This window comes from Haladaptatus rarus, assembly GCF_054177585.1.
In genome coordinates this window covers 352,003-375,057 of the sequence record NZ_JBPEHG010000002.1, presented here as the reverse complement: position 1 = coordinate 375,057, position 23,055 = coordinate 352,003, and the positions used below count along the sequence as shown (strand labels likewise).

The 23,055-nt window shown below is 61.7% G+C and carries 26 protein-coding genes; 14 read left to right on the top strand and 12 right to left on the bottom strand.

The genetic code is table 11. From position 1 onward, the window contains the following. The first annotated feature begins 36 nt into the window (after positions 1-36). The 3 genes from ACR3FE_RS07130 (at position 37) to ACR3FE_RS07120 (ending at position 2,339) form a co-directional block, all read left to right on the top strand. Positions 37-672 (top strand): DUF6517 family protein, encoded by a 636-nt coding sequence (locus tag ACR3FE_RS07130; protein WP_458206387.1) that lies wholly within the window; start codon positions 37-39, stop codon positions 670-672. A gap of 525 nt (positions 673-1,197) precedes the next feature. Then, positions 1,198-1,434, top strand: a complete 237-nt coding sequence (locus tag ACR3FE_RS07125) for a hypothetical protein (RefSeq protein ID WP_458206386.1) — start codon at positions 1,198-1,200, stop codon at positions 1,432-1,434. A gap of 20 nt (positions 1,435-1,454) precedes the next feature. Next, on the top strand, positions 1,455-2,339 hold the full coding sequence (locus tag ACR3FE_RS07120; RefSeq protein ID WP_458206385.1) for a hypothetical protein: 885 nt from the start codon (positions 1,455-1,457) through the stop codon (positions 2,337-2,339). 207 nt (positions 2,340-2,546) lie between these two features. On the opposite strand, the gene nreA is transcribed toward ACR3FE_RS07120, so the two are convergent. Both nreA and ACR3FE_RS07110 read right to left on the bottom strand, forming a co-directional pair. Continuing rightward, complete coding sequence (gene nreA / locus ACR3FE_RS07115; RefSeq protein ID WP_458206384.1) at positions 2,547-3,806, bottom strand: DNA repair protein NreA; 1,260 nt, start codon at positions 3,804-3,806, stop codon at positions 2,547-2,549. Positions 3,807-3,964: 158 nt separating this feature from the next. Beyond that, positions 3,965-4,930 (bottom strand): transcription initiation factor IIB, encoded by a 966-nt coding sequence (locus ACR3FE_RS07110; RefSeq protein WP_458206383.1) that lies wholly within the window; start codon positions 4,928-4,930, stop codon positions 3,965-3,967. A 128-nt stretch (positions 4,931-5,058) separates the two neighbouring features. On the opposite strand from ACR3FE_RS07110, the gene rnhA reads away from it, so the two are divergent. Then, positions 5,059-5,652 (top strand): ribonuclease HI, encoded by a 594-nt coding sequence (gene rnhA, locus ACR3FE_RS07105; protein ID WP_458206382.1) that lies wholly within the window; start codon positions 5,059-5,061, stop codon positions 5,650-5,652. Then, positions 5,645-6,190: a DUF7108 family protein gene (locus ACR3FE_RS07100; protein ID WP_458206381.1), complete on the top strand. Its 546-nt coding sequence runs from the start codon at positions 5,645-5,647 to the stop codon at positions 6,188-6,190. Before rnhA ends, ACR3FE_RS07100 begins: the two co-directional genes overlap by 8 nt. Here ACR3FE_RS07100 and ACR3FE_RS07095 read toward each other — a convergent pair. Then, entirely contained in the window at positions 6,171-6,527 is a 357-nt protein-coding gene (locus ACR3FE_RS07095) for a PadR family transcriptional regulator (protein WP_458206380.1), read from the bottom strand. The two genes, ACR3FE_RS07100 and ACR3FE_RS07095, sit on opposite strands and share 20 nt — an antisense overlap. Positions 6,528-6,738: 211 nt before the next feature. Between ACR3FE_RS07095 and ACR3FE_RS07090 the strand changes: the two genes are divergently transcribed. From ACR3FE_RS07090 to ACR3FE_RS07070, 5 genes are all read left to right on the top strand, one after another. After that, positions 6,739-7,272 carry an inorganic diphosphatase gene (locus ACR3FE_RS07090; protein WP_458206379.1) on the top strand — a complete coding sequence of 178 codons (534 nt, stop codon included), beginning with the start codon at positions 6,739-6,741 and terminating at the stop codon, positions 7,270-7,272. A gap of 222 nt (positions 7,273-7,494) precedes the next feature. Next, positions 7,495-8,604 carry a DHH family phosphoesterase gene (locus tag ACR3FE_RS07085; protein ID WP_458206378.1) on the top strand — a complete coding sequence of 370 codons (1,110 nt, stop codon included), beginning with the start codon at positions 7,495-7,497 and terminating at the stop codon, positions 8,602-8,604. Positions 8,605-8,671: 67 nt separating this feature from the next. Continuing rightward, positions 8,672-10,018: an alkaline phosphatase family protein gene (locus ACR3FE_RS07080; protein WP_458206377.1), complete on the top strand. Its 1,347-nt coding sequence runs from the start codon at positions 8,672-8,674 to the stop codon at positions 10,016-10,018. A gap of 133 nt (positions 10,019-10,151) precedes the next feature. Next, positions 10,152-11,009 carry a DMT family transporter gene (locus ACR3FE_RS07075; protein WP_458206376.1) on the top strand — a complete coding sequence of 286 codons (858 nt, stop codon included), beginning with the start codon at positions 10,152-10,154 and terminating at the stop codon, positions 11,007-11,009. Between the two features lie 42 nt (positions 11,010-11,051). Further along, positions 11,052-11,279 (top strand): hypothetical protein, encoded by a 228-nt coding sequence (locus tag ACR3FE_RS07070; RefSeq protein WP_458206375.1) that lies wholly within the window; start codon positions 11,052-11,054, stop codon positions 11,277-11,279. A gap of 19 nt (positions 11,280-11,298) precedes the next feature. On the opposite strand, the gene ACR3FE_RS07065 is transcribed toward ACR3FE_RS07070, so the two are convergent. Next, positions 11,299-11,829, bottom strand: coding sequence for an SRPBCC family protein (locus tag ACR3FE_RS07065; protein WP_458206374.1), 531 nt, complete (start codon positions 11,827-11,829; stop codon positions 11,299-11,301). A 152-nt stretch (positions 11,830-11,981) separates the two neighbouring features. Here ACR3FE_RS07065 and ACR3FE_RS07060 point away from each other — a divergent pair, with 152 nt between their 5' ends. Together ACR3FE_RS07060 and ACR3FE_RS07055 are read left to right on the top strand one after the other, a co-directional pair. Then, positions 11,982-12,269, top strand: a complete 288-nt coding sequence (locus ACR3FE_RS07060) for a C2H2-type zinc finger protein (RefSeq protein ID WP_458206373.1) — start codon at positions 11,982-11,984, stop codon at positions 12,267-12,269. 77 nt (positions 12,270-12,346) lie between these two features. Further along, positions 12,347-13,084 (top strand): NAD(P)/FAD-dependent oxidoreductase, encoded by a 738-nt coding sequence (locus ACR3FE_RS07055; RefSeq protein WP_458206372.1) that lies wholly within the window; start codon positions 12,347-12,349, stop codon positions 13,082-13,084. Positions 13,085-13,442: 358 nt separating this feature from the next. Here ACR3FE_RS07055 and sugE read toward each other — a convergent pair whose 3' ends face one another. Then, positions 13,443-13,766, bottom strand: coding sequence for a quaternary ammonium compound efflux SMR transporter SugE (gene sugE, locus ACR3FE_RS07050; protein ID WP_458206371.1), 324 nt, complete (start codon positions 13,764-13,766; stop codon positions 13,443-13,445). A gap of 148 nt (positions 13,767-13,914) precedes the next feature. On the opposite strand from sugE, the gene ACR3FE_RS07045 reads away from it, so the two are divergent. Together ACR3FE_RS07045 and coaBC are read left to right on the top strand one after the other, a co-directional pair. Further along, positions 13,915-15,828 carry an ABC transporter ATP-binding protein gene (locus tag ACR3FE_RS07045; protein ID WP_458206370.1) on the top strand — a complete coding sequence of 638 codons (1,914 nt, stop codon included), beginning with the start codon at positions 13,915-13,917 and terminating at the stop codon, positions 15,826-15,828. 33 nt (positions 15,829-15,861) lie between these two features. Beyond that, the gene (gene coaBC / locus ACR3FE_RS07040) at positions 15,862-17,028 is read left to right on the top strand and encodes a bifunctional phosphopantothenoylcysteine decarboxylase/phosphopantothenate--cysteine ligase CoaBC (protein WP_458206369.1); all 1,167 of its coding nucleotides are present in this window, start codon (positions 15,862-15,864) and stop codon (positions 17,026-17,028) included. A 3-nt stretch (positions 17,029-17,031) separates the two neighbouring features. On the opposite strand, the gene mnhG is transcribed toward coaBC, so the two are convergent. The 7 genes from mnhG to mbhE are packed head-to-tail and all read right to left on the bottom strand — an operon-like array spanning position 17,032 to position 22,922. After that, a complete protein-coding gene (gene mnhG, locus ACR3FE_RS07035; protein WP_458206368.1) occupies positions 17,032-17,355 on the bottom strand; it encodes a monovalent cation/H(+) antiporter subunit G in 324 nt (107 codons plus the stop codon). Further along, complete coding sequence (locus tag ACR3FE_RS07030; RefSeq protein ID WP_458206367.1) at positions 17,352-17,636, bottom strand: MrpF/PhaF family protein; 285 nt, start codon at positions 17,634-17,636, stop codon at positions 17,352-17,354. Before ACR3FE_RS07030 ends, mnhG begins: the two co-directional genes overlap by 4 nt. Next, on the bottom strand, positions 17,626-18,216 hold the full coding sequence (locus ACR3FE_RS07025) for a Na+/H+ antiporter subunit E (protein WP_458206366.1): 591 nt from the start codon (positions 18,214-18,216) through the stop codon (positions 17,626-17,628). Before ACR3FE_RS07025 ends, ACR3FE_RS07030 begins: the two co-directional genes overlap by 11 nt. Further along, positions 18,213-19,778, bottom strand: a complete 1,566-nt coding sequence (locus tag ACR3FE_RS07020; RefSeq protein ID WP_458206365.1) for a complex I subunit 5 family protein — start codon at positions 19,776-19,778, stop codon at positions 18,213-18,215. Before ACR3FE_RS07020 ends, ACR3FE_RS07025 begins: the two co-directional genes overlap by 4 nt. Further along, positions 19,775-20,122, bottom strand: coding sequence for a sodium:proton antiporter (locus ACR3FE_RS07015; protein WP_458206364.1), 348 nt, complete (start codon positions 20,120-20,122; stop codon positions 19,775-19,777). The genes ACR3FE_RS07020 and ACR3FE_RS07015 overlap by 4 nt, the downstream gene beginning before the upstream one ends. Next, complete coding sequence (locus ACR3FE_RS07010) at positions 20,119-20,583, bottom strand: MnhB domain-containing protein (RefSeq protein WP_458206363.1); 465 nt, start codon at positions 20,581-20,583, stop codon at positions 20,119-20,121. The genes ACR3FE_RS07015 and ACR3FE_RS07010 overlap by 4 nt, the downstream gene beginning before the upstream one ends. Continuing rightward, the gene (mbhE, locus tag ACR3FE_RS07005) at positions 20,580-22,922 is read right to left on the bottom strand and encodes a hydrogen gas-evolving membrane-bound hydrogenase subunit E (protein ID WP_458206730.1); all 2,343 of its coding nucleotides are present in this window, start codon (positions 22,920-22,922) and stop codon (positions 20,580-20,582) included. Before mbhE ends, ACR3FE_RS07010 begins: the two co-directional genes overlap by 4 nt. Between the last annotated feature and the right edge of the window lie 133 nt (positions 22,923-23,055).

Below are 23,055 nucleotides of genomic sequence, written 5' to 3'. Positions count from 1 at the left end.
GGGTTTATACTACGGTAGTGAGAACCTGAACTCTACATGAAACGAACGCTGGTCGCAGGAACGTTTTTAGCGGTACTCGTCGTCACGAGTGGCTGTCTCGGATTCATCCTCGGGGATAGCCTCGCGTTTAGCGCCAACAAGGCGACGGTCGGCGACGAAACAGTCTCGAACACGGGGTACGAGAAGGCGAGCGTCGAACAGAAGCCAGTAACGCGGACGTTCGAAGCCGCCGGACAGTCCCGCGAAGTCAAGGTGACGAACTGGCTCGCACAGTACGAGAAGACAGCCGGCATTCCGGGTGTCGCCGAGGGAACTGCTTCGACGTTCGTCGTGCTCAGCAGCCCAAAGTTCGAGGTTGCTGGCAAGCCGATCAACCCGCTGGCGAAGTACAGCGATCGCAAACTGGTCGAGAAGTTCGTCTCTGGGTACGCGAACGTCAACGACCTCGAGAAGACCGGTTCGAAAGAAGTGACGATGCTCGGAAAGACGACCGACGTAACGAAGTTCACCACCACCGCGAAGTCCAACGGCGCGGAGGTCGAGGTGAACATCCACGTCACGAAGGTCGAACACGGTGACGACGTCGTGGTCGCCTTGGCAGTGTACCCGAAGAAGATCGACGAATCGGAGAACGTCTACAAACTGATCGAGGGTATCGAACACGAGAAGTAGACGGGCGACAGGGTGCGTACTCCCGCTCGCGACTGGTCGGAAATAAGCGGTGTATACTGCGCTGATCGTTTTCTCCTGTAAGATGATTCGAGAGGATATCTATCGAGGAGCACTTATCGGGTTACTTTCCCTGATCTCGTTGCAACTGGTAGTCGTAATCCAGTTATTGCATGGCGAGTTCTACGTGGCAGACCCCTGGAATATCCGCAATTCGTCGTGACGTGCGTCCCCGTGCTTTTCGTGGTGGTCTTGCTCGAATACTGGTATAGTGTGATGAAAGATCACCCAGTGGCGACTCTGGCCGAAGACGGTCAGCAGGACTGACGAACGCGGCGTCATCTACGAAGCCGTCATCGATAGCAGCGCAGGGCCGGACAGCAAGACAGACCACGCCGAGTACCGAGTCGTCGAACTCGGTGCGTCACCGGAGCACTCCGAGTGGGTCGCCATTCAATTTGTAGATTTTTCTGCCAACCTATATCACATAGTATAGTTAAGCCTCTGAGGCGCCTAGACGCGCCGACCATGTTCGAGGAGATACGGCGAGCGAACCGAGCGACGCGCGTCCAGTACGGCCTCATGCTCATCTTCGGGGCGCTGTGTATCGTCACCGCATTCGCACCGCTCGAAGAGTCGATCCGCATCACGACCGTCGGCACCCTCTTCGGGTTCACCGCTGGCCTCTGGGTCTCACACCTCGTCCAGGTACTCCAGCGTGCTGCCGAACTGAAAAAAGCCGACGTCACGGGAGTAGCTGACTAATAATCCTACCAGAGCCAATCATGAACCAACCGGAAACCACCGCCGACACGGAGACCGAATCGACGTTCCTCGACAGTATCGAGTTCCTTACGGGGAAAGATCCCAATCTCGGTTCGTTCCTCCTCGTCGTCGGGATGGTGACGAGCGTGTTCATCGCGCTGTTCCAGTTCACGATCCCGCCACCGATCTCGCATCTGCTCACGGCTGGCGTGCTGTTCGTCACCGTCCTTAGCGCCATCTTCGCCTCGCTTCTCGACAGCCTCGGCTACTTCGAGCGGGACACCACGACTACCACCAGCGAGTCCGACAACCGCAGGACGGGCGCCAAGCCATGGGTTCCCGAGGGGAAGGCGTCCGCACCCCTTCCGCCGCTGATCAACTTCGACGCCGAACTCCGGGCCTACGCCGACATGTTCGCCGGAGACCTCCCGGAGGAGTTCGACCCGTTCATCAGCGATTACCGCCGTCTGAAGACCAACACGAGGAACCGACCCACCATCGCAAGCGACCTGCGAGCCGACCTGAACCCGATCGGCACCCTCTTCGATGACGGCTCTGAGGGCGACAGGATCTACGAAGACATATCGCAACGACTCTTCCGATATATCGGCAGCGAGAACAGTCTTCTCACCCTAGATCGCGTCGCATTCTACGACGAGGACGGAAACGAGGCCGACATCGACACCCTCGAAAACCAACTCGGGCACGTCGAACTCAGTGTCACCAACGAGGGTGAAACAGCCGAGGTCGATGTCGACATCACGTTGTACGACGAAGCCGACTCTGCCATCTCCAGTCACACCTACAATGCGGGTTTCGTCAGTCCAGGCTCCACGAAGAACCTCGACGCCGACATCTTCGTCCCCTCGGACGCCGAACGCGCCAGCACGACCATCCGAACATAGATCAGTGACGAACCCGAACCATCGTGGCCGTTCGAATCCGCTGAAGGCCACCGATGTCGTCCAGACACGAACTCGTAGCGACGGTCTACCTAACGAACTCGTCGTTCCAACGACGGCAACAGTCGGAGTTCCCAGTACAAATCAGTAGAAAACAGTACATTTCAGTACGAGCGAGTGGAGACCGATTTCACGGGACCGAAATCCGCCCTACAGCCCGAAATCGGAGAGGTTCGCCTGCACGCCCGAGACCATCTCCGATTTCCGGCGAAGCGAGTTCATCGAGATGGGCAGTTCTGGAACGATGTTCCGAACGGCGGTGTGGAACGATTCGGATTCGCCGAACTCGCCGTCGAAGGCATTGCGGACGCTCTCGCGTACCTGCCAGACGCCGACGGGTGCCCAGTAGTCGTCGCTCACCTCACGCAGGACGAGGGCTTTCGCCTGTCGGCCCACGCTTTCGAGATGCTCCAGCACGCCGAGGCGGGAGGCGTAGTACGCGCCCGCCGTCTCCTCGACGTATTTCGTTCGGCCTTCGTACCCCTCGTGGGCGCTTCCCATCCAGATATCGCCCGTCGGCGAGGGGTTCCAGATGCTGCCCGGTGCCTTCATCTCTACGAGTTCGAACTCCCACTGGCCCGGCGCGAGGACGACCCAGTAGCGGTTGCCCATGTACTCGTTCACCCAGACCTGCGTCTCGTCGATACTCGGCGCGTTTCGGATGCGTCCCCGAAGGTACTGGCCGATGGTGTCGTCTACCGCCGTGATCGACCAGCGCGTGGGGACGAGTTTGCGATTCTGCCCCCGTCCGAGCGCACCCGCCGAGAGGATGTTGTTGATGTCGTACACGTCGAATCCACGCCGATAGAGGTATGTCATCGCGCCCTGTGCCTGCCAGTCATCGTCTTCCAGCGTCTTCTTCACCGGGCGCGGGACGTGGGGATTCTCGGCGAGCGACGCTGAGTTCGCCCGCGCCGACGGGCCGGTCGGGGTGGCGATGTCGTCTACGTTCACGTCCAGATCGAGTTTCTCCGAGAGGCCGATCTCCACGTCGACCGGGCGGTCGGCGATGGCGATCTCGCGCTGGACGCCGACGAACCCGTCCCACACGTCGTCGACGTTCACCTTCGCGGAGCGATTCGAGTTCAACAGGCCGGTGCGGTACTGGAGGACGTTGTCGATGTCGAGTCCGCGCTGGTACCACTCGCCGCTGGTTGCGAACTCCGACGCGCGCTCTTCTTCGCCCACCGGAGAGAGGATACCGGTCGAGACGTTGGGGTACGACGACCGCCCGACGAACACCGAGGGCGACGTGCTCCCGAAGAGCGAATCACCCTGTGCGACTTCCGCGAAACGGTCTTCGAAGTCGTCTACATAGTCCAGAATCTCGTAGGATTTCTCCTCGGCGAGGCGGCGACGGCGCTCTTCCTCGTTGGGGCGCAGGTCGTCGATGTACTCGTCCAGCCGCATTCGCTGGCCCTTGGGTCGCAGATGGCTTGAACGTTCGGTCACGCTCCACTGACCGGGAGCGCGAGCGAGTAGAGTGGCGAGTGGGTAGAGTTGCAAGCGAGTAGAGTGGCGAGCGGTGATAGCAGCCGCTCGCCGGAGATTGTAAAAAAGAGGGTGGCCTAGCTGTGGATTCCCATCGCTTCGATCTGCTCTTGATACCGATTGCGGATCGTGACCTCGGTCACCTGGGCGACGTCCGCGACTTCGCGCTGAGTCTTCTTCTCGTTGCAGAGAAGCGATGCAGCGTAGATCGCGGCGGCGGCGTAGCCCGTCGGCGACTTGCCCGAGAGCAATCCTTTTTCGGCGGTCGTTTCGATGATGTCGTTCGCTTTCGACTGGACCTCTTCACTGAGTTCGAGTTCAGAACAGAACCGAGGGACGTATTTTTTAGGGTCGACCGGTTTCATCTCCAGGCCGAGTTCCTGCGAGATGTAGCGATACGTTCGTCCGATTTCTTTTCGCTCTACGCGAGATACCTCTGAAATCTCTTCGAGACTTCGTGGAATCCCTTCCTTTCGACAGGCAGCGTAGAGTGCGCTCGTTGCGACACCTTCGATGGAGCGCCCGCGGATGAGGTCTTCTTTGAGTGCCCGGCGGTAGATAACCGAGGCGACCTCGCGGACAGACCGGGGAACACCGAGTGCAGACGCCATCCGGTCGATCTCGGAGAGGGCGAACTGGAGATTCCGTTCGCCCGCGTCTTTCGTCCGGATGCGTTCTTGCCACTTACGCAGTCGGTGCATCTGACTGCGCTTTTTGGAAGAAATAGACCGACCGTAGGCGTCTTTGTCCTTCCAGTCGATGGTCGTCGTCAAACCTTTGTCGTGCATCGTCTGCGTCGTGGGCGCGCCCACGCGAGACTTCTGCTGGCGTTCCTGATGATTGAAGGCACGCCACTCCGGACCTGGGTCGATCTTCTCCTCCTCGACGACTAACCCACAGTCGTCACAGACCAGTTCGGCCCGGTCGGTACTCTTGACCAGATTATCAGACCCACATTCAGGACAAGTTCGCTCTCCCTCTCGTTCGTTCGCCGTTTGCTCCCCTTCTAGTTGGCGCTCCCGCTGGCGAGTGGACCGTGTCATCGCACTTTTATAGTAGTAGCTTCGAAGTACTTAAATCCTCGGACAATAGTTATATATATCTGACACGCTGTAACACATACGTCCGACGTATCGGAACCTGTTTACTTACTCACAGACGAGTGCCGACAATGCCAGTCATCGAGTGTGACGTGGACGAGGCACGCCAGACGCTCGCCGATGCGGGGGTCATCGTCTCGGACGGAAAGACCGAGTACGAAAAGTGGCGAGCGAAACGCGGTGATGCCGTCGCTATCGCCTACGACAACAAGGTCGTGATACAGGGCTCGAACCCCCAGGACATCGAAGCGATACTCTCCGATACGGGGGGTCACGGGTACGTCTACTTCGACGGTGCGAGTCGTGGAAACCCCGGCCCGGCGTCCACCGGTTGGGTCATCGTCACCAGTGATGGCATCGCCGCAGAAGGAAACGACCGGATCGGGCGCGCCACGAACAATCAGGCCGAGTACGAGGCGCTCATCCAGGCGCTCGAAGCCGCCCGCGATTACGGATTCGACACCGTGGAAGTGAAAGGCGACTCGCAACTCATCGTCAAACAGGTGACTGGCGCGTGGAAGACCAACGACCCCGAACTGCGTGAGCGACGAGTGCGCGCGCGCGAACTACTCGACCAGTTCGATAGCTGGTCGCTCAAGCACGTTCCGAGAGAGGTAAACGAACGCGCCGACAAACTCGCAAACGAGGCGTTAAACGATGGCTGAACTGCCAGACGAGACCATCGAAGCGGCGGAGCGACTGACCCACCTCGAACGCGCCGCCGGAGAGGAAGAAGCCGAGGCGTACCGAACCGAGCGCAAACGACTCCTTGCAGACCACGATTTCACCGCACGAATCCGCGAGGACGACACCCGCACCGTGCTCGTCCTCCACCCGGACGAGTGGCTCGACGATGGAACCATCCGCGTCGAGCGAATCGAGGACACGAACCGAGCAGTCGAGATCCCACTCGACGGCCCCGGCGACCCCGACGATTGGGACGAGATAGACGAACACAACCGGGCCGTCGCACGGGAAGTCCGCGACTCACACGGCGACGTTCACGGGGCGAACGCCGAAGCTTTTGCCGATTTCATGAGCAACCACTACGCCCGACCAGTCGAGTCGGCGACGGAGACCGAAGTCACCGAGTTCTGTACCGAGTACTTCCGGCGTAACGCGTGGCCATCGGCGGAACAAAAAGAAGTCGTCGAGAAATCGGTCGAACTCGTGTTCGAGTCCGTTAGCTGTGCTTCTCGATGAGCGAACGTACCTTCTCGGCACGGTCTTCGTCCGTGACGAACTTCGAGAGCGACCACGCAAGCGAGTCTTCGACGGCGCCGAAGCCTTCCTGAGTAAGGCCGTACTCGTTGGTGCGCTTGTCGAGTTCGCTCTTTTCGACCAGTCCGCGCTCGACCAGCGTGTCGAGGTTGGGGTACAGACGACCGTGGTTCACTTCCGCGTCGTAGAAGTCCTCCAGTTCACGCTTGATCGCGAGACCGTACATCGGTTCCTCGGTGAGGACGATGAGGATATTCTTCTGGAACGCGGTAAGATCGCGAGCGGTACTAGTTTCGGTGAGTGTTTGTGCCTCTGACATTGGCGTTGACACGAGATATGTAACCGGGATATTTAACCCTTCGCAAGTTTTTTGGTGTTTCTCTCCGCTTTCGTTCGATTTTAATACCCGACCACTCTGCCACGAATGCGGAGGCGTGTATTGTTTGTGGGGTAGTGAACGGGTACAGATGGAGGGTTTGCATCGATGCCGAAAGGCCTTTTTGGTCTTCCCGTCGATTCGCAGGTGACCCATGACGAATCTCTGGGAAGACCTCGAAACGGGGCCGAACGCTCCCGAGGAAATCTACGCAGTTGTCGAGTGTCTCAAAGGCGACCGGAACAAGTACGAATACGACAAGGACATCCCCGGCGTGATGTTGGATCGCGTCCTCCACAGCAACGTCCACTATCCGGGCGATTACGGATTCATCCCGCAGTCGTACTACGACGACGAAGACCCCTTCGACGTGCTCGTGCTCGTCGAGGATTCGACGTTCCCCGGCTGTGTCATCGAAGTCCGTCCGGTCGGTCTCATGAAGATGGACGACGACGGTGAACAGGACGACAAGGTCATCGCCGTCCCCATCGAAGACCCGCGCTTCGACCACATCGAGGACGTCGACGACATCACCCAACAGCAGAAAGACGAGATCGACGAGTTCTTCCAGACCTACAAGAACCTCGAAGCGGGCAAAGAGGTCGAAACGCTGGGCTGGGAAGACAAGCAGGCTGCACTCGACGCTATCAAGCACGCACAGGACCTGTACGCAGAGCACTTCGGCTAGTTCTGTCGGTAGAACAGCAGCTAGTTCTCTCTGGCCAGTACTGTCTACCGGCCAGACATTTCGACGTTCCATATATTTTAGCAGCTCCTCGAAACACCGTCATCACTACCGATCATCGGACGAAGAGATCGAACCATCACCTTACTCGACGGAACATTAAATATAACTGTTACAGTATTCCATCCGAAAATATTTACGACTGGACAGAGCTATGCGATACCAATGCCTTCCGGTTTTCTCGACGGAAACACGACGGTCGTACTCGTTGCGCTCCTACTTGCGCTCTCTACCGGTGGTGTTCTCTACGCGGTTCAGCTTCGTTCGGTGCGCCGCAACGACGAAAAATCGCCGATCGATTCGCTTCGAGAGACGGTGGCGGGCCAGAACCGGGTCGCACTCGTCGTTCCCGAAAGTGCGAGCATCGACTCACTCGCGGCAGCAGTCGGTGCCCAGGCGCTCTGTAAGGATTGGGGCGTCGCAGGCCGAATCGCGGCAGAAGGCGAAGTCACCGGCGAGGATAGCAAGGCTTTCTGCAACATCTTCGATATCGACCTGACGGTGATCGACAGGGGCGAAGGACTCCCGGACTGTGACGCCGCCATCGCAGTCGGTGGGGGCGGTGCAGTGCCGCGCCTCTCGAACAACCCGCCGGTCGTCGGAGTTATCCGCCATCGACCGACCGCAGAGGAGAACATCCTGACCATCACGCGCCCGGACGACGGTGCTACCTCGACCGTGGTGACCGAACTCATCCGTGAAGCGGCCCTCATCCCCGACCAGCGCGTGGCGACGGCGCTGTTGTACGGCGTCCGCGCCGGAACACGGGAGTTCCGTCGTGCCAACGGTCCCAACGACTACGACGCCGCCGGGTTCCTACACGCCTACGCCGACCTCGGACGCATCGAGGCGTTGCGGTCGCCCGGCGTCAGCGGCGACACGTTCGACGTACTCGGCGAAGCCATCGCCAACCGGGAGCGCCGCGCGAGTTTCGCCGTGGCGAACGTCGGAGGCGTCCCCTCGGTGAGCGCGCTGGAAGAAGCCGCCGACTCGTTGCTCCGACTGGAGGGCGTCTCGACGGCGGCGGTGTTCGGACTGCACGAGGAGACCATCGTCATCTCGTGTCGAGCAGAAGACGTTCGAACCAGCGCGGTCGACATCCTCGACGGTGCGTTCGACGCCAGCGAGACGACGGGGGGGAACACCGACGCCGCGACGGCACGTGTTCCGCTCGGGATCTTCGCGCAGGTAGATAGTCAGCACGCCGCCACGCTGGACTCGTTGATCGATGCGAGCACCCGGAAGGCACTGTTCACCGCGTTCGAGAGTTCGTAGGGTAGATACTTGAGAGGCGGTAGCACGGAAACGAAGGTTCTTGTAGTCGCCTGTGGTAGGGCGCCCTATGGGTCTATTCGATAGGCTCCGTGGAGGCGACGACCCCAGGGTAGCCTTCTTCGGTATCGACGGCGTGCCGTATAGCTTTCTCAAGGAAAACGCCTCGGAGTTCCCCAACATCGCATCGCTCGCGAGCGAGGGAAGTGCTGGGGCTATCGACAGCATCGTACCCCCGGAATCCTCGGCCTGCTGGCCAGCCCTCACGACGGGTGTCAACCCCGGAGAGACGGGCGTCTACGGGTTCCAAGACCGCGAAGTCGGATCGTACGACACGTACGTGCCGATGGGCCGGGACGTGCAAGCCACGCGAATCTGGGATCGCGTGACCGACGCGGGCCGAAACGCGACGGTGATGAACGTCCCCGTCACGTTCCCGCCCCAGCGCAACGTCCAGCGCATGGTCTCGGGCTTCCTCTCGCCCGGCGTGGACAAGGCGGCGTACCCCGACGAACTGCGGGACTATCTGGAATCGACCGATTACCGCATCGACGCGAACGCGAAGCTCGGTCACGACGAGGACAAATCCGAGTTCCTAGAGAACGCACACGCGACGCTCGAAGCGCGCTACGAGGCGTTCCGTCACTACATCGACCAGGACGACTGGGACTTGTTCTTCGGCGTCTTCATGACCACCGACCGGGTCAACCACTTCCTCTACAAGCACTACGAGGAGGACGGCGATTACAAACAGGAGTTCATCGACTTCTACAAGAAGGTCGACGAGTACCTCGGCGAACTCCGTGATGCACTGGCCGACGACGTGACGATGGTCGTCGCCAGCGACCACGGGTTCACCAGCCTCGACTACGAGGTTCATTTCAACTCGTGGCTCGAACAGGAGGGCTGGCTCTCCTACGAGGACGACGACCACGAGGAACTCGGCGACATCGCCGACGACACGGAGGCGTACTCACTCATTCCGGGTCGATTCTACATCAACCTCGAAGGGCGCGAACCACGTGGAAGCGTCCCCGAAAGCGAGTACGAAGCGAAACGCGCCGAACTCAAGGAGAAACTCGAAAACCTCGAAGGGCCGAACGGGAAGAAAGTGTGCGCCCGCGTGGTCGAGAAGGAAGATGCCTTCCGCGGCGACCACGAGGACATCGCACCCGACCTCGTCGCCATCCCGAACTACGGCTTCGACCTCAAGGCCGGATTCAAGGGCCACGATGACGTGTTCGGCGTCGGCCCGCGCAACGGGATGCACAGCTTCGACAACGCCTCCCTGTTCGTGGACGACCCCGACGTGACCATCGGCGAGGGTGTCGATCTGTTCGACATCGCACCGACCATCCTCGACCTGATGGAACTCGACTACCCCGCGAGCGAACTCGACGGGCGTAGTCTCGCCTGAACGCGATAGTCCATTTTTTACAGTCGAAATATCGTCGAGCGACAGAGCTACGAGCAGATCGAACGAGAGCGGAATCCTCGAAGCGCGACAGAACGAACCACGTTTTAACCGTCGAATCACAATCCCCGGACGAATGACCGACCGAGTCGGAACCGTGCTGGTCGTCGTCTCCGCAGTGGGCTTTGGCACCCTCGGCATCTTCGGCAAGCTCGCAGCGGAGGCGGGGCTGTCGATTCCGACCGTCCTCTTCTTTCGGTTCGTGCTCGCCACCGCCCTCGTCTGGACAGGGCTCGCGATGCGCGGGCGTCTCCATCGGTTTTCGGGACGGAACCTGTTCGTCGGGCTGGCCCTCGGCGCGTTCGGCTACGCCGTGATGAGTGGGCTGTACTTCTGGGGACTCTCGTTCATGACCGCCGGTCTCGTCGGCATCCTGCTCTACACTTATCCCGTCTTCGTCGTCGCTATCTCGGCGCTCGTCCTGGACGAGCGCGTGACCCGCCGAACCGGTGCGGCGCTCGTCCTCGCGCTGACCGGCGTCGCGCTCATCACGGGTGGCGACCCGGCGGGAGCTGACCTGCGCGGTATCGTCGTCGTCCTCGGAGCCGCCGTGGTGTACGCCAGCTACATCACCGCGAGCAGGCTCGCGCTGGACGCCGTACCCGCAGACCAACTCACCGCCCACGTCCTCCCGGCGGCGGCCTGCGCGTACTTCGCCTATGGTTCGACCACCGGGACGATCTCGATCCCGGCGACGGCCATCGAGTGGTCGGTCATCGCGGCTATCACCGTGGTGGCAACCGCGTTGCCCATCTTCACCTTCTTCGCCGGAATGGGGCGGATCGGCGCGAGCCGGGCGAGCATCGTCAGCACCATCGAACCCGTCGTCACGCTGCTCCTCGGTGCCGCCATCCTCGCCGAACCGATCACGCCCGTAACCGTCGTGGGCGGTGGGATGGTGCTCGCTGGTGTCCTACTCGTGCAGGTCGAGTGACCAGAAAACATATGCCATGAATCGATGTGAATTGACACAGTGATGGTAGATTCGATTTCGTCAAAGGGTTCGGCTCACGATCGCATATTCGCAGTCGTGACGACGCTCGCCGGACTCGTTCTTGCCGGGTACGCGGCCGCGATACATCTCTCGGTTGCCGGACGAGCACAGTGTGATGGCTGTGCGCCCTTCCATCCGCTGTTCGTCGTCGCGCCCTTCGTGGGCGGCGTCGCCCTGCTTCTGGTCGGTGGCTATCTTGTCAGCCGATAACGCGACAGAATCCGCAAAATCAGACCGAATCTGGCTTCTCGTGCACTTCGAGTTCCACGGCTCGGGGTTCGCCCTCCAAGTCCGCGACGATTCGCTCCACGACGGTCTCGGCTTCCCGAAGCACGATGGGTTTCACCTTGTTCACGACCCAGCCGAGCGAGACGAACATCGGCAGATCGAGCATGCTGGAGTCCGCTGAGTCTGCGTCGAACTGGATCGAGAGCCACACTCGCGAGGCGGTCTCTTTCCCCTCGGGTGCCTCTTCGGGCACCTCCTCGACCCGCCAGTAGCCGTGTGCGTGCAGGTCTTTGATTATCTTCCAGTCGATGCGCTTCGGCGGGTCGAGTTCGGTCACCTCTGACCGGACGGTGTACCGGAGCTTCCACCACTTGAGGTGGATGTCGTACTCCGTCCCCGGCCCACCCTCGCCTTTTCGTGTGACGCGAGTGAGGTGCTTCGAGTAGTTCGCGTACCCCGGAAAGTCGATGAGGAACTCGTAGGCTTCCTCCGGCGGTACGTAGACGACAGTGCTGAGTTCGACGCTATCCACGCCATTCAGTTCTGGGTGACTGAAAGTAAACATTCCGGCAGGACGGGGTATCCGCCTTCGATTTCGTGTACCACCTCGAAATCGAGACTCGGTTCACCAGGCCTGCATTCGCCAGTAGAACCCTTTCAACCCTTCCGCGAAAAGCACACGATATGGTAACCGAGTCAACCGAGGAAGGCAAGTTCTCGTGCGAACAGTGCGACGAGTCGTTCGAGCAGCAAGAGCAGTTGAACGACCACATGAAGCAAGCTCACGACGTCGCTCCGAACGAAGACAGTGAAGATGCCGCTGCGGCTGGTTCGGATGCGAGCGGGTCGACTGGCTCGATAACCGAGGAAACGAACGATTCGCCGTCTGCCGCGGAGCCGTCCGAGGCGGCTGGCCCATCCGAGAGCGATGCCGACGTGCGCCCCGACGACGCCGACGAAAACGACTCGTAAACACCGGACGACACCGTTCTTTTCCGACCCGCCACCAACACCAGCAGTTTATACTCCCCTCTCCGCTACCTGCGACCATGACACAGTACGACGTACTCATCGTCGGTGGAGGCGTCGCCGGGCTTTCGGCTGGCGTCTTCACCGCCCGCGCAGACCTCGACACGCTGGTCGTGAACGACGGCGTCTCCATCCTCCACCGGAACGCGATCCTGGAGAACTTCCCCGGTTTCCCCGCCGGAATCGACTCGCGCCTGTTCTGTCTCATGCTCGAAGAGCAGGCCGAACGCGCCGGGTGTGCGCGACTCGACGCCGAGGTATTAGACCTGACTCACGCAGACGACAGCGTCGGTTTCTCGGTCGTAACCGACGCGGAGACAATCGAAGCCCGACGGGTCGTCGTGGCCTCGTGGTCGAACTCGGAATACCTCGACGGACTCCGCCTCGACTTCGAGCAGTCCGGGAGCAAGCAGTTCGTCTCGGTGGACGACACGGGGCGAACCGGCGTCGAGGGGCTCTACGCCGCCGGGCGACTCGCGGAGCAGTACCACCAGGCCATCGTCGCGGCGGGCCACGGCTCGCAGGTCGGCATCACCGTGGTTCACGACGCCGACCCCGAGTTCTACCACGATTGGGTCGCCCCGGAGGGCTATTTCACAAACCGCGACCGCGAGGTTCCGGTCGGCTGCGAGGAAATCTCGGAGGACGAGCGCCAGCGCCGCGCGCGCCGCGCACACGACCGCCTTCGGACGTATCTGGAGGAGTGGGAAGACGAGACACCCGTCCCGCACCCGAGTTTCGTCGAGAAGATGAATTGAAGCGTTTCGTTTATTCTCGTCGAGTCGATTCCAGCGATAACGAGGTGATCTCTTCCCAGAAAGCCCCCGCTCGGTCGCGGTCGCTCTGCAACATCTCGGCTCGGCTCACTTCGTTCGCCTCGTCGAGAGCGGTCGCAGAGGCGACCACGTAAACGCGACCGAGCGGCCCCTTTCAGTCCCATCCCGTACCGCAACCGCGACGGCCACCGCAAGCCACGACCCTCCCCAGCCGATTCCTTCGCTCACATTCGTTCGCTCAGTCATCCCTCGCACGATGTCGGCACAGGCCTTCGGACGTGAAGTCCTCAGACCTGTGCCAGCGCGCGCCGGGTGGGTTGTTTCCTATCATCTATTCAACTTAGTGCCCGCCCGAGGAAATGTGCAGACCGACGATACCGACGACGATGAGGCCGATGAACGCCACGCGGAGCAGGTCGGCGGGTTCGTCGAAGAGGACAACGCCGAGCGTCGCGGTGCCGACCGCGCCGATCCCCGTCCAGACCGCGTAGGCGGTGCCGACGGGAAGCGTCTCGATGGCCTTCGCCAACAGCACCATGCTGACGACGAGGGCGACGACCGTCGCCACCGAGGGCCAGAACTTCGACAGCCCATCCGAGTACTCCAGCCCGATCGCCCACGCCACCTCGAATAGCCCGGCGACGACGAGTATCTTCCACGACATCGTTCGCTTCTCGTTCGGGGCAGGCACTATGCCTTCCGTTTCGGGTTTCTCCGCTGTCTCCGCGGTCCCTATCGGTTCCCAGTCTGCCGAAATCCAAGTCTCTTTATCAATCTGTTTTGAACCGTCTACGAAATGAGTGACCGCGACAATGAGTGACGACGAAGTCGACCCTGACGAATTGGGGGAGTCGGTGGAGCGACCGATGTATCGACTCTTCACCGAGTACGGCGACGACCATCTCCACTGGTTCATCATCGGTGTGCTGACGAGTTTGACCGCAAGATTCCTCGCGCTCGTTCCACCCGTCGTGCTCGGTGTCGCCCTGGACTCCGTGTTCGAGAGCAAGCGAGCTTACGAACTGCCACTCGTACCAAGTGCCTGGGTTCCGGCGACGACGATGGGGCAGTTCTGGTTCTCCGCGAAGATCATGGCCATCTCGATGGTGCTCGCCGCCATCAGTAACTTCGCCCGCTCGTCGACGCTGAATCTCTTCTCCCACCGCGTGAAACACGAGGTTCGGACGGCCACCTATCAGTGGATGCAGCGGCTCGACATGGAGTTCTTCGACGACCACAAGACCGGCGAGCTGATGAGCATCCTGAACAACGACACCAACCGCCTCGAACTGTTCCTTGACAACATGATGGGAAGCGCCATCCAACTACTCGTCCTCATCATCGGAATCAGCGGAATCTTGCTCTGGCGGAATCCCGGATTGGCGGTCATCACGCTGACCATCGTTCCCATCGCAGCACTGTTCACGTGGTGGTTCATGCGACGAGTCGAAGCGTTCTACGCCGATATCCGGTCGTCGGTCGGGAATCTCAACACGCGACTGGAGAACAATCTCGCCGGTGTCGAAGTCATCAAGACCGCCGGAACCGAGTCGTTCGAAGACGAGCGCGTCCGAAAGGCCTCCTACGAGTATTTCCGGCGGGACTGGAAGGCCCTTCGGATGAACTTCGTCTACCGGCCCGGCTTACAGTTGCTCACCTCAATCGCGTTCGTCGCTACCTTCGTGGCAGGCGGCTTCTGGCTCCTCAGCGAGGGATCACCGCTCTGGTTCACCGGGAAGTTCACCTCGGGCGATCTGGTCATCTTCCTCCTGCTCACCCAGCGCATGGTCGAACCACTCACGCAGATGAGTGAAGTCGTCGATCGATACGAGGACGCGAAAGCCTCGACGCGCCGGATCTTCGGACTCATGTCGATTCCACCCGCCATCGAGAACAGCCCGGATGCGGTCGCACTCGATACGGTCGAGGGGCGCGTCGAGTACGACCACGTCGATTTCGCCTACGACGAGGGTGAACAGGTGCTCTCGGACGTGACATTCACCGCCGACCCCGGCGAAACCGTGGGACTGGTCGGTCCGACCGGCGCCGGAAAATCGACCATCTGCAAACTCCTCCCGCGTCTCTACGACGTGAGCGACGGCGCGATTCGAGTGGACGGCCACGACGTGCGAGATGTGACGGTCGAAAGCCTGCGAGGGCACATCGGCTACGTCGGCCAGGACACCTTCCTGTTCGATGGAACCGTGCGCGAGAACATCGTGTACGGCACGTTCGACGCAACCGACGAGGATATCGAGCAAGCCGCGAAAGCCGCCGAAGCCCACGAGTTCGTCAGCAACCTGCCCGAGGGCTACGACACACGAGTCGGCGAGCGCGGCGTGAAACTCTCGGGTGGCCAGCGCCAGCGCATCTCCATCGCACGAACCATCCTCGCAGACCCGGAACTCCTCGTGCTGGACGAGGCGACGAGCGCGGTCGACACCGAGACCGAGATGCTCATCCAGCGAAGTCTCGACCGCCTCACCGAAGACCGGACGACGTTCATCATCGCCCACCGACTCTCGACCGTGAAGGGTGCAGACACCATCCTCTCGGTCGAAGATGGAGCGATCGTCGAACGTGGCACCCACGACGAATTGCTCGACAGTGACGGCCTGTACGCCGACCTCTGGCGCGTGCAGGCGGGCGAGATCGACGCGCTCTCCGAGAAGTTCGTCGAAGATGCGACCCGCCGGGCGAGTACGACGCAAGAGCCGAACCCGTGACTTTTTATCGGATTCCGCACCCAATAGCGGGTAATGCTTACCGGAGTGAACGTGGCGCTGGGGGTGACGGGCAGTATCGCGGCGGTGAAGGTCGTCGAGTTGGCCCACGAACTGCGTCGACGCGGCGCGAACGTTCGAGCCGTGATGTCGCCGAGTGCGAAAGGAATTATCCATCCGTGGGCGGTCGAGTTCGCCACCGATAACCCCGTCGTCACGGAGATAACGGGGAAGGTCGAACACGTCGAACTCTGTGGCCGCGAAGGGTGGGCCGACGTGTTCTGTATCGCGCCAGCCACGGCGAACACGGTCGGAAAGATCGCCAGCGCAGTCGACGACACACCAGTAACGACCTGCGCGACGACGGCACTGGGTGCTGAGGTTCCAATCGTCGTCGCACCAGCCATGCACGAACCGATGTACGATCATCCGGGCGTCCTCGACGCGATCGAGCGAGTAACGTCGTGGGGTGTCGAGTTCGTCGAACCACGATTGGAGGAAGGAAAGGCGAAGATCGCCACCGAGGAGATGATCGCACTCGAAATCGCTCGGGCGACCTTGCCTAGCCCACTCGCCGGGAAGCACGTCGTCGTCACCAGCGGGGCGACGAGCGAATCCATCGACCCCGTCCGAGTCCTGACCAGTCGCGCGTCGGGGAAGACGGGGCGGGGCGTCGCGCGCGCCTGCTACGTCTACGGCGCGAACGTCGCGCTCGTCCACGACGCACCTGATGTTCCCTACGCGACAGGGGTTCAGGTCGAGACGGCGGGCGAGATGATCGACGCCGTCACCGACCTCGTGACGGCGTTCCCGGCCGATGCGCTCGTCTCGGTCGCGGCCATCAGCGACTACACCACCGACGCCGAGGAGGAAAAGATCCGCTCCGGACAGGACCTCTCGCTCGACCTGCGTCCGACGCCAAAGCTCATCGACGAGGTTCGAGACAGCTATCCCGAGCTACCCATCGTCGGCTTCAAAGCCGAGACGATCGGCGACGATGAGTCGATGGTCGCCGCCGCGCGCGAGACGCTCACGCGCGCGGACTGCTCGTTCGTCGTCGCAAACGACGTGGGCGTGATGGGAGAAGACGAGACGCGAGCCCTGTTCGTCCGCGAACACAGCGTTCGCGAGTACAGTGGGAGCAAGACTGATCTGGGACTCCGGGTCGCGAAAGAACTCGCGGACGAGATGGCCGACGACTGAGATTTACTCTTCGTCAGGCCACTCGGCATCCCCGAAGAATTCGATACCCATCTTCTGGGCCGACCGGGAGATCATGTGCGCACCGGTCGGTGCCGTGAGAAAGAGGAAGACGATGCCGACCAGCGAGGTCAGTCCTGCTCCCTGCGGGCCGTACTGGACGAACCCGGCGAGAAAGAGCGATGCTGCGCCGAGCGTGGTCGCCTTGCTGGTGGCATGCATCCGGTTGTACACGTCGGGAAGTCTCAGGAGGCCGACCGTTCCGACCACGAGGAAGAAACTCCCGACGGTGACGAGCAGTGCGACGACGAGTTGCTGGATAGTGCTCATTTGATGATGTCCCCCTCGATGACGTACTGCGAGACCGCGATGGTACTGATGAACCCGATGATGGCGAGGACGAGACTCACCGTGACGAACAGGCCTTCGCCGGTCTGCAACGCGAACAAGACCGCGATGGCGACCACGTTCGTTCCGATGGTGTCCAGCGCGACGACCCGGTCGGGCACCGTCGGTCCCTTGATGACGCGGTACCCCGCGAGCAAGGTCAGCCCGCTTACGATGACGAGGGCCGCCTGCAGGAACGGTGTGAGGAAGGTTTCAGTCGCCACGTTTGACACCTCCTTCGGCTCGTTCGGTTTCGGCGTGGGTGATCGGCGTCTCCGGAACCGGATCGCCGGGCTTGCGCTCCTCGTCGAAGATGACGAGCGCGTAATCTTCCCACGTCCGGATCGGTGCGATGATCGACTTGGGGTCGCGGGCGTCGATGCTGTGAACGTATAGTGTGTTGGTCTCCTCGTCGTAATCCATGGTCAAGGTACCGGGTGTGAGCGTGATGCTGTTGGCGATGGTCGTGATCGCCGCGTCGGTCTGCACCCGAAGCGGGACGACGACCACACCGGGTTTGATCGGCATTCCCGGTGCGAGAACGCGGTAGGCCACGTCGATGTTCGCCGTCAGGAGTTCTTTGAGGAAGACGGCGACGTAGATCAGCGCGTACGGCGTCGCCTGTAGATGCCGGACGACGTTCGTCTCCGTCGTGTAGAATCGCCGGAGGATGAAGGCGATGAGCAGCCCGAACGCGAGACCGATGAGGAACTCGCCGAGGATGGCAATCGGTTCGAGTACGACGCCGCGAACGAACAGCCAGAGGACGGCGAGTACGACGCCGATAGCGGGCCACTTCTTCATGCACCACCACCTCCGAGCACGGCGTCGACGTAGCCTTGTGTTTCAGTAGCTGCCTTCGCCGCCGATTCAGCCGCCAGGAACACCGGATCGAATCCGACGCCGACCAGCAGGACGAGCAGAGCGAGTCCTGTGAGGACGAAGACACCGGTCGGCCGACCACCGTGTTCGACCATCGGGCTTTCAGCACCCCAGAAGCCGCGATTCCACGCGCGGGTGAAGTACGCGATGGTCAGGATTGCACCGGCCAGCGCAAGTGCGAGTGCGAGGCTCGCTCCTGCTCGTCCGGCCACGTCGAAAACGAGGAACTTGCCGAAGAAGCCCGAGAGAGGTGGAATGCCGATGAGCGAGAGCGCGCCGACGAAGAAGACGCCCGACAACATGGGGTCTTTCCGGGTCAGGCCACCGAGGTCGGCGAACCGGATCGAGCCGACCGACGAGAACACCGACCCGGAGACGAGGAACAGGAGTCCCTTCGCCAGCGCGTGATTCAGCGCGTAGACGAGCGCCGCTGCGATGGCGAGCGTTCGCACTTCTGGAACGGTCGCGCCGATGGCGAGGGGCAGGACGATGAAGCCGACCTGTCCGATGCTCGAATAGGCGAGCAAGCCGTCGATGTCCTCTCTGCTGACCGCGCCGAGACCGCCGAGCAGGATACTCGCGCCAGCCATGACGAACATGACGGGTCCGAAGAAGGCGAGTGCGGAGGTGCCCGAAAGGCCGGGGAGTCCGAGTTCGCCGACGTTCAGCCCCGCGAAGACGGTGAAGTAGAGGCGGATGATGGCGTAGACGCCTACCTTCTTCACCACACCTGCGAGCATCGCGGAGACCGGTGCTGGCGCAGCGCGGTAGGCCGCGGGTACCCAGAACTGGAAGGGTGCGATACCCGCCTTCAGCGCGAAGACGGCGAAGAGGAGCGCCGACAGGCCGAGGACGGGCAGGGGTGAGATGCCGCCCGATTCGGTCGCTAGACGTCGAGCGAGTTGCGCCATGTTGAGCGTCCCCGTCGTAGCGTAGATGCCACCGATCGCGAGCAGCATGACCGCACTCCCGATGAGGTTGAGGACGACGTAGTTGAGCGCCGCGCGGGTGTGTTGTGGCCCGCTGTAGAAGACGACAAGGACGTAACTCGACATGAGCATCACCTCGAACCAGACGAACAGGTTGAAGATGTCGCCCGTGAGGAACGACCCCGTGACGCCGACCATCATGAAGTGATAGAGCGGATGGTACGAGAGACGCTGGCCGAACTCGTCGACGTACCGGATCGAGAACACCAGTGCGGCCAGCGAGACGACCGCCGCCAGCGCGAGCATGAACACCGATAGTGAGTCGGCGACCAGCGTGATACCGTACGGTGCTTGCCAGTTGCCGAGCTGATACGGGACGACGTTCGATGCGCCCAGTGGCTCGACTTCGGCCCAGAGAGCCGCCACTGCGAAGACGTAGGCGAACCCTCCGATGAGGCTCACGCCGCGCTGGACGTTCTGCAATCGCCGGACGAGCAACGTCAGTATCGCCGTCACGAGCGCGACCAACAGCGGTGCGATGACGAATTGATTCATGCAGACTCACCCAGTTCGTTCATGTCGATGGTTCCGTGTTCTTCGTAGACGCGATACGTCAAGACGAGTGCGAAGGCGGTCGTCCCGAAGCCGATGACGATGGCAGTCAGGACGAGCGCCTGCACGAGTGGGTCGGTGATGGAGTGTCCGCCACCGTGGCCGCCGCCGTGTGAGAGGATGGGGACACCGCCGGACAGCCCGCCCATCGTGACGAGATAGACGTTTGCCGCCTGGCTGATGATGGAGACGCCCCAGACGACTCGTACCACGTCCCTGCGCAGGACGAGGTAGGTGCCGAGCGCGAACAGGAAGCCGAGGACGGCAGCGAGTATGAACTGCGTCATTCGGCACCCACCACCGAGAGGATCGTGAGGAGGGCGCCAACGACGACGAGGTAGACCCCCGTGTCGAACGCGATCGCGCTCGCCACCTCGAAGTGCGGGTAGAGCGGGATGTGTTCGAGGTAGACGAACGTCTGGTAAAGGAAGGCGTGACCGAACGCCATCGACACCAGTCCAGCGCCGGCTGCGAGTGCGAGTCCGAGCGCGAACATGGTGCGGTAGTTCTCGACGATACCGTGCTGGAGGTGTTCGACCGGGCCGCGAACCATCCGGTGGAAGAGTTCGTCTTCCAGATAGTCCAGCCCGTAGACGATGTAGATGAGGGCGAACGCCGTCGTCGTCAGGACGCCCGCGATGAATCCCCCACCGGGGAGGTTGTGTCCCTGCAACATCAGCGCCACTGCGGTGACGAAGATGAGTGGGACCACCGTGCGCGTGACGGTGCGGGTGATGACGGTCGTCATTGCGTCTCACCTCGTTCCCGCATGGCGATGAGCGTCAACACCGAGAGCGCGGCCATGGCGACGACCGAGATTTCGCCCATCGTATCGAAACCACGGAAGTCCACGAGGATGATGTTGACGATGTTCGTGCCGCCCGCCTGATCGACGGTCACGTGGGGGTCTTTGAAGTACGACGCGATGGAGTCGGGGTGTGCCGCCGTCGAGAGGAGCACCGTGACGAAGACTGTCGCGCCGACAGCGACCGAGAGTGCCCCGTCGCGGATGGCTCGCGCTCGAGTCGTCTCGCCGTAGAACGTCGGAAGCCGATCCAGGACGAGCAGGAAGATGACGAGCGCGAGCGTCTCGACCACGAGCTGCGTGAGCGCGAGGTCGGGGGCGCTGGCCAGCACGTAGAAGACGGCGACCATGAACCCCAGGATCGAGAGAGTGAGCACGCCTGCGACGTGCGAGGGTGCGATGCTCACGGCGATTGCACCGACGACCGCGACCAGCAGAATGAGCAGGATGGGATAGGTGACTGCTAATCCTTCGAAGGCAGGAAGCGAGACACCTGCCGCGGCGTAGCCGCCGAGTGCGAGGGCACTGACTGCCGCGAGCGTCCACGTCGCGTAGGTTCGGAGCAGGCCGGTCTGGACGCGAGGAACCAACGCCACGCTCGCGTCGTTCAGGCCGTAGACGGTGTTGTCGTACCACCAGTTGGCGCGAAGCGGGTCGATGGAGAGCAGACGGTTAATGCCGTCGTGCAGGCGGTCGTAGAACGGGTAGGCCGCCACGCCGAGCGCGATGGTCGTCGCACTCATGATAGCGTAGGGAGTGACGTGCGTCGGCAGGTGGTAGTGGAACGCCTCGTGCTGTGCGCCCGGCGGAAGGACGCTCTCGATGACCAGCGTGACGAAGTGGTCGAGGGGCGCGATGTGGACGCCGAACGTCGAGGTGATGCCGCCGAGTCCGATGAGTGCTGCGATGGTGCCGAGGATGGCGGGCGGCACGAGCATCACCGCTGGTGGGCGATGGACGTGTCCCAGACCTTCCGGCTTCTCGCCGAAGAAGAGCATCATGAATTTGACCGAGTAGAGAAACGTGAAGATGCTCCCGAAGACGGCCACGACAGGGTAGAGCCACGCGAGGCCGCCCGTGACTTCCGCGGCGTGGTAGGCCGCTTCGAACAGGAACTCCTTGGAGTAGAAGCCGTTGAAGGGCGGCACACCAGCCATCCCGAGCGCCGCGACGACTGTGATGGCCGCGGTGAACGGGAGGTCGTGACGGAGGCCGCCGAGGTGTTTTATCTTCCGGGTGCCTGCCTCGTGCGCGATGATCCCCGCGACGAGGAACAGCGCGGCCTTGAACATCGCGTGGTTCAAGATGTGGAACGCGCCCGTCTCGGCACCGAGTTCGGAGGCGAAGCCGAATCCGGCGATGATGAGTCCGAGGTGGCTCGCCGTCGAGTAGGCCAACAGTTCCTTGATGTCGGTGGCTGCGACGGCGAGGATGGCCGCGATGGTCATCGTGGCGAGGCCGAGGACGGTAAAGAGCAGCGACCACTCGGGGATGCCGTGTGCGCCTTCGGGCAGGAGGAGCGGGCGGAATCGCCCGACCAGATACACCCCCGCCTTGACCATCGTGGCGGAGTGCAGGAACGCGGAGACGGGCGTCGGGGCTTCCATCGCGTTCGGAAGCCAGATGTGGAGTGGTACCTGCGCCGACTTGGCTGCCGCACCGATGGCGACGAGACCGAGGACGGGCAGGAGCATCCCTGCGTTAACCAGTTCTTCGTGTACCTGCGCGGGGTGTTCGAGCATCGCCGCGAGGTTGAACGTCCCCGTCACGTCGTGGAGCAACAGGAAGCCGATGAGCATGAACAGACCGCCGGAGACGGTGATAATCATCGACTTCCGGGCAGCGTACTGGGACGACCGCTGGTCTGTGTAGTGGCCGATGAGGATGAACGACGAGAGACTCGTCAGTTCCCAGAAGAGAAAGAGGGCGACGAGGTCTGCCGCGAAGGCGACCCCGAGCATCGACCCCATGAACGCCAGCAGTGCGGTGTAGTATTTCGCCTTGCCCGGTTCGTGGTGCATGTACGCGCCGGAGTACGTGAGGATGAGCACGCCTACCCCGCTGGCGAGAAAGCCGATGAGTAAGGCGAGCCCATCCACGTAGAACCGGAGGGAGACGTCGAGTGACGGGATCCACGTGAAAGTAACCGGGCCGTGGGTGCCTGCCTGGCTGGCAACCATCCCGAAGCAGGCGAGCGCGACTGCTGCCGCATAGTAAGCGGTCCGCTCGCCCAACACGCGGTAGACGAGCGGTGTCAGCGCCGCCGCCGCGAACGGGAGCATCACTAGCGCAAGCACAACCACGGCTACCGGGTCGGATGGTGATTGCACACTCGAATGTGAGCGATGGACCCACCTTAACGCTTCTCAAACCGCTTGGATGACATGCTCGCGCGGGACGGGCCAATCAGTCCGC

Excerpts from the sequence above, each read along its gene's own strand:
- ACR3FE_RS07130 (WP_458206387.1), top strand. The coding sequence starts at position 37 with ATGAAACGAACGCTGGTCGCAGGAACGTTTTTAGCGGTACTCGTCGTC.
- ACR3FE_RS07125 (WP_458206386.1), top strand. The coding sequence starts at position 1,198 with ATGTTCGAGGAGATACGGCGAGCGAACCGAGCGACGCGCGTCCAGTAC.
- ACR3FE_RS07120 (WP_458206385.1), top strand. The coding sequence starts at position 1,455 with ATGAACCAACCGGAAACCACCGCCGACACGGAGACCGAATCGACGTTC.
- nreA (WP_458206384.1), bottom strand. The coding sequence starts at position 3,806 with ATGCGGCTGGACGAGTACATCGACGACCTGCGCCCCAACGAGGAAGAG.
- ACR3FE_RS07110 (WP_458206383.1), bottom strand. The coding sequence starts at position 4,930 with ATGACACGGTCCACTCGCCAGCGGGAGCGCCAACTAGAAGGGGAGCAA.
- rnhA (WP_458206382.1), top strand. The coding sequence starts at position 5,059 with ATGCCAGTCATCGAGTGTGACGTGGACGAGGCACGCCAGACGCTCGCC.
- ACR3FE_RS07100 (WP_458206381.1), top strand. The coding sequence starts at position 5,645 with ATGGCTGAACTGCCAGACGAGACCATCGAAGCGGCGGAGCGACTGACC.
- ACR3FE_RS07095 (WP_458206380.1), bottom strand. The coding sequence starts at position 6,527 with ATGTCAGAGGCACAAACACTCACCGAAACTAGTACCGCTCGCGATCTT.
- ACR3FE_RS07090 (WP_458206379.1), top strand. The coding sequence starts at position 6,739 with ATGACGAATCTCTGGGAAGACCTCGAAACGGGGCCGAACGCTCCCGAG.
- ACR3FE_RS07085 (WP_458206378.1), top strand. The coding sequence starts at position 7,495 with ATGCCTTCCGGTTTTCTCGACGGAAACACGACGGTCGTACTCGTTGCG.
- ACR3FE_RS07080 (WP_458206377.1), top strand. The coding sequence starts at position 8,672 with ATGGGTCTATTCGATAGGCTCCGTGGAGGCGACGACCCCAGGGTAGCC.
- ACR3FE_RS07075 (WP_458206376.1), top strand. The coding sequence starts at position 10,152 with ATGACCGACCGAGTCGGAACCGTGCTGGTCGTCGTCTCCGCAGTGGGC.
- ACR3FE_RS07070 (WP_458206375.1), top strand. The coding sequence starts at position 11,052 with ATGGTAGATTCGATTTCGTCAAAGGGTTCGGCTCACGATCGCATATTC.
- ACR3FE_RS07060 (WP_458206373.1), top strand. The coding sequence starts at position 11,982 with ATGGTAACCGAGTCAACCGAGGAAGGCAAGTTCTCGTGCGAACAGTGC.
- ACR3FE_RS07055 (WP_458206372.1), top strand. The coding sequence starts at position 12,347 with ATGACACAGTACGACGTACTCATCGTCGGTGGAGGCGTCGCCGGGCTT.
- sugE (WP_458206371.1), bottom strand. The coding sequence starts at position 13,766 with ATGTCGTGGAAGATACTCGTCGTCGCCGGGCTATTCGAGGTGGCGTGG.
- ACR3FE_RS07045 (WP_458206370.1), top strand. The coding sequence starts at position 13,915 with ATGAGTGACGACGAAGTCGACCCTGACGAATTGGGGGAGTCGGTGGAG.
- coaBC (WP_458206369.1), top strand. The coding sequence starts at position 15,862 with ATGCTTACCGGAGTGAACGTGGCGCTGGGGGTGACGGGCAGTATCGCG.
- mnhG (WP_458206368.1), bottom strand. The coding sequence starts at position 17,355 with ATGAGCACTATCCAGCAACTCGTCGTCGCACTGCTCGTCACCGTCGGG.
- ACR3FE_RS07025 (WP_458206366.1), bottom strand. The coding sequence starts at position 18,216 with ATGAAGAAGTGGCCCGCTATCGGCGTCGTACTCGCCGTCCTCTGGCTG.
- ACR3FE_RS07020 (WP_458206365.1), bottom strand. The coding sequence starts at position 19,778 with ATGAATCAATTCGTCATCGCACCGCTGTTGGTCGCGCTCGTGACGGCG.
- ACR3FE_RS07015 (WP_458206364.1), bottom strand. The coding sequence starts at position 20,122 with ATGACGCAGTTCATACTCGCTGCCGTCCTCGGCTTCCTGTTCGCGCTC.
- ACR3FE_RS07010 (WP_458206363.1), bottom strand. The coding sequence starts at position 20,583 with ATGACGACCGTCATCACCCGCACCGTCACGCGCACGGTGGTCCCACTC.
- mbhE (WP_458206730.1), bottom strand. The coding sequence starts at position 22,922 with ATGCTCCCGTTCGCGGCGGCGGCGCTGACACCGCTCGTCTACCGCGTG.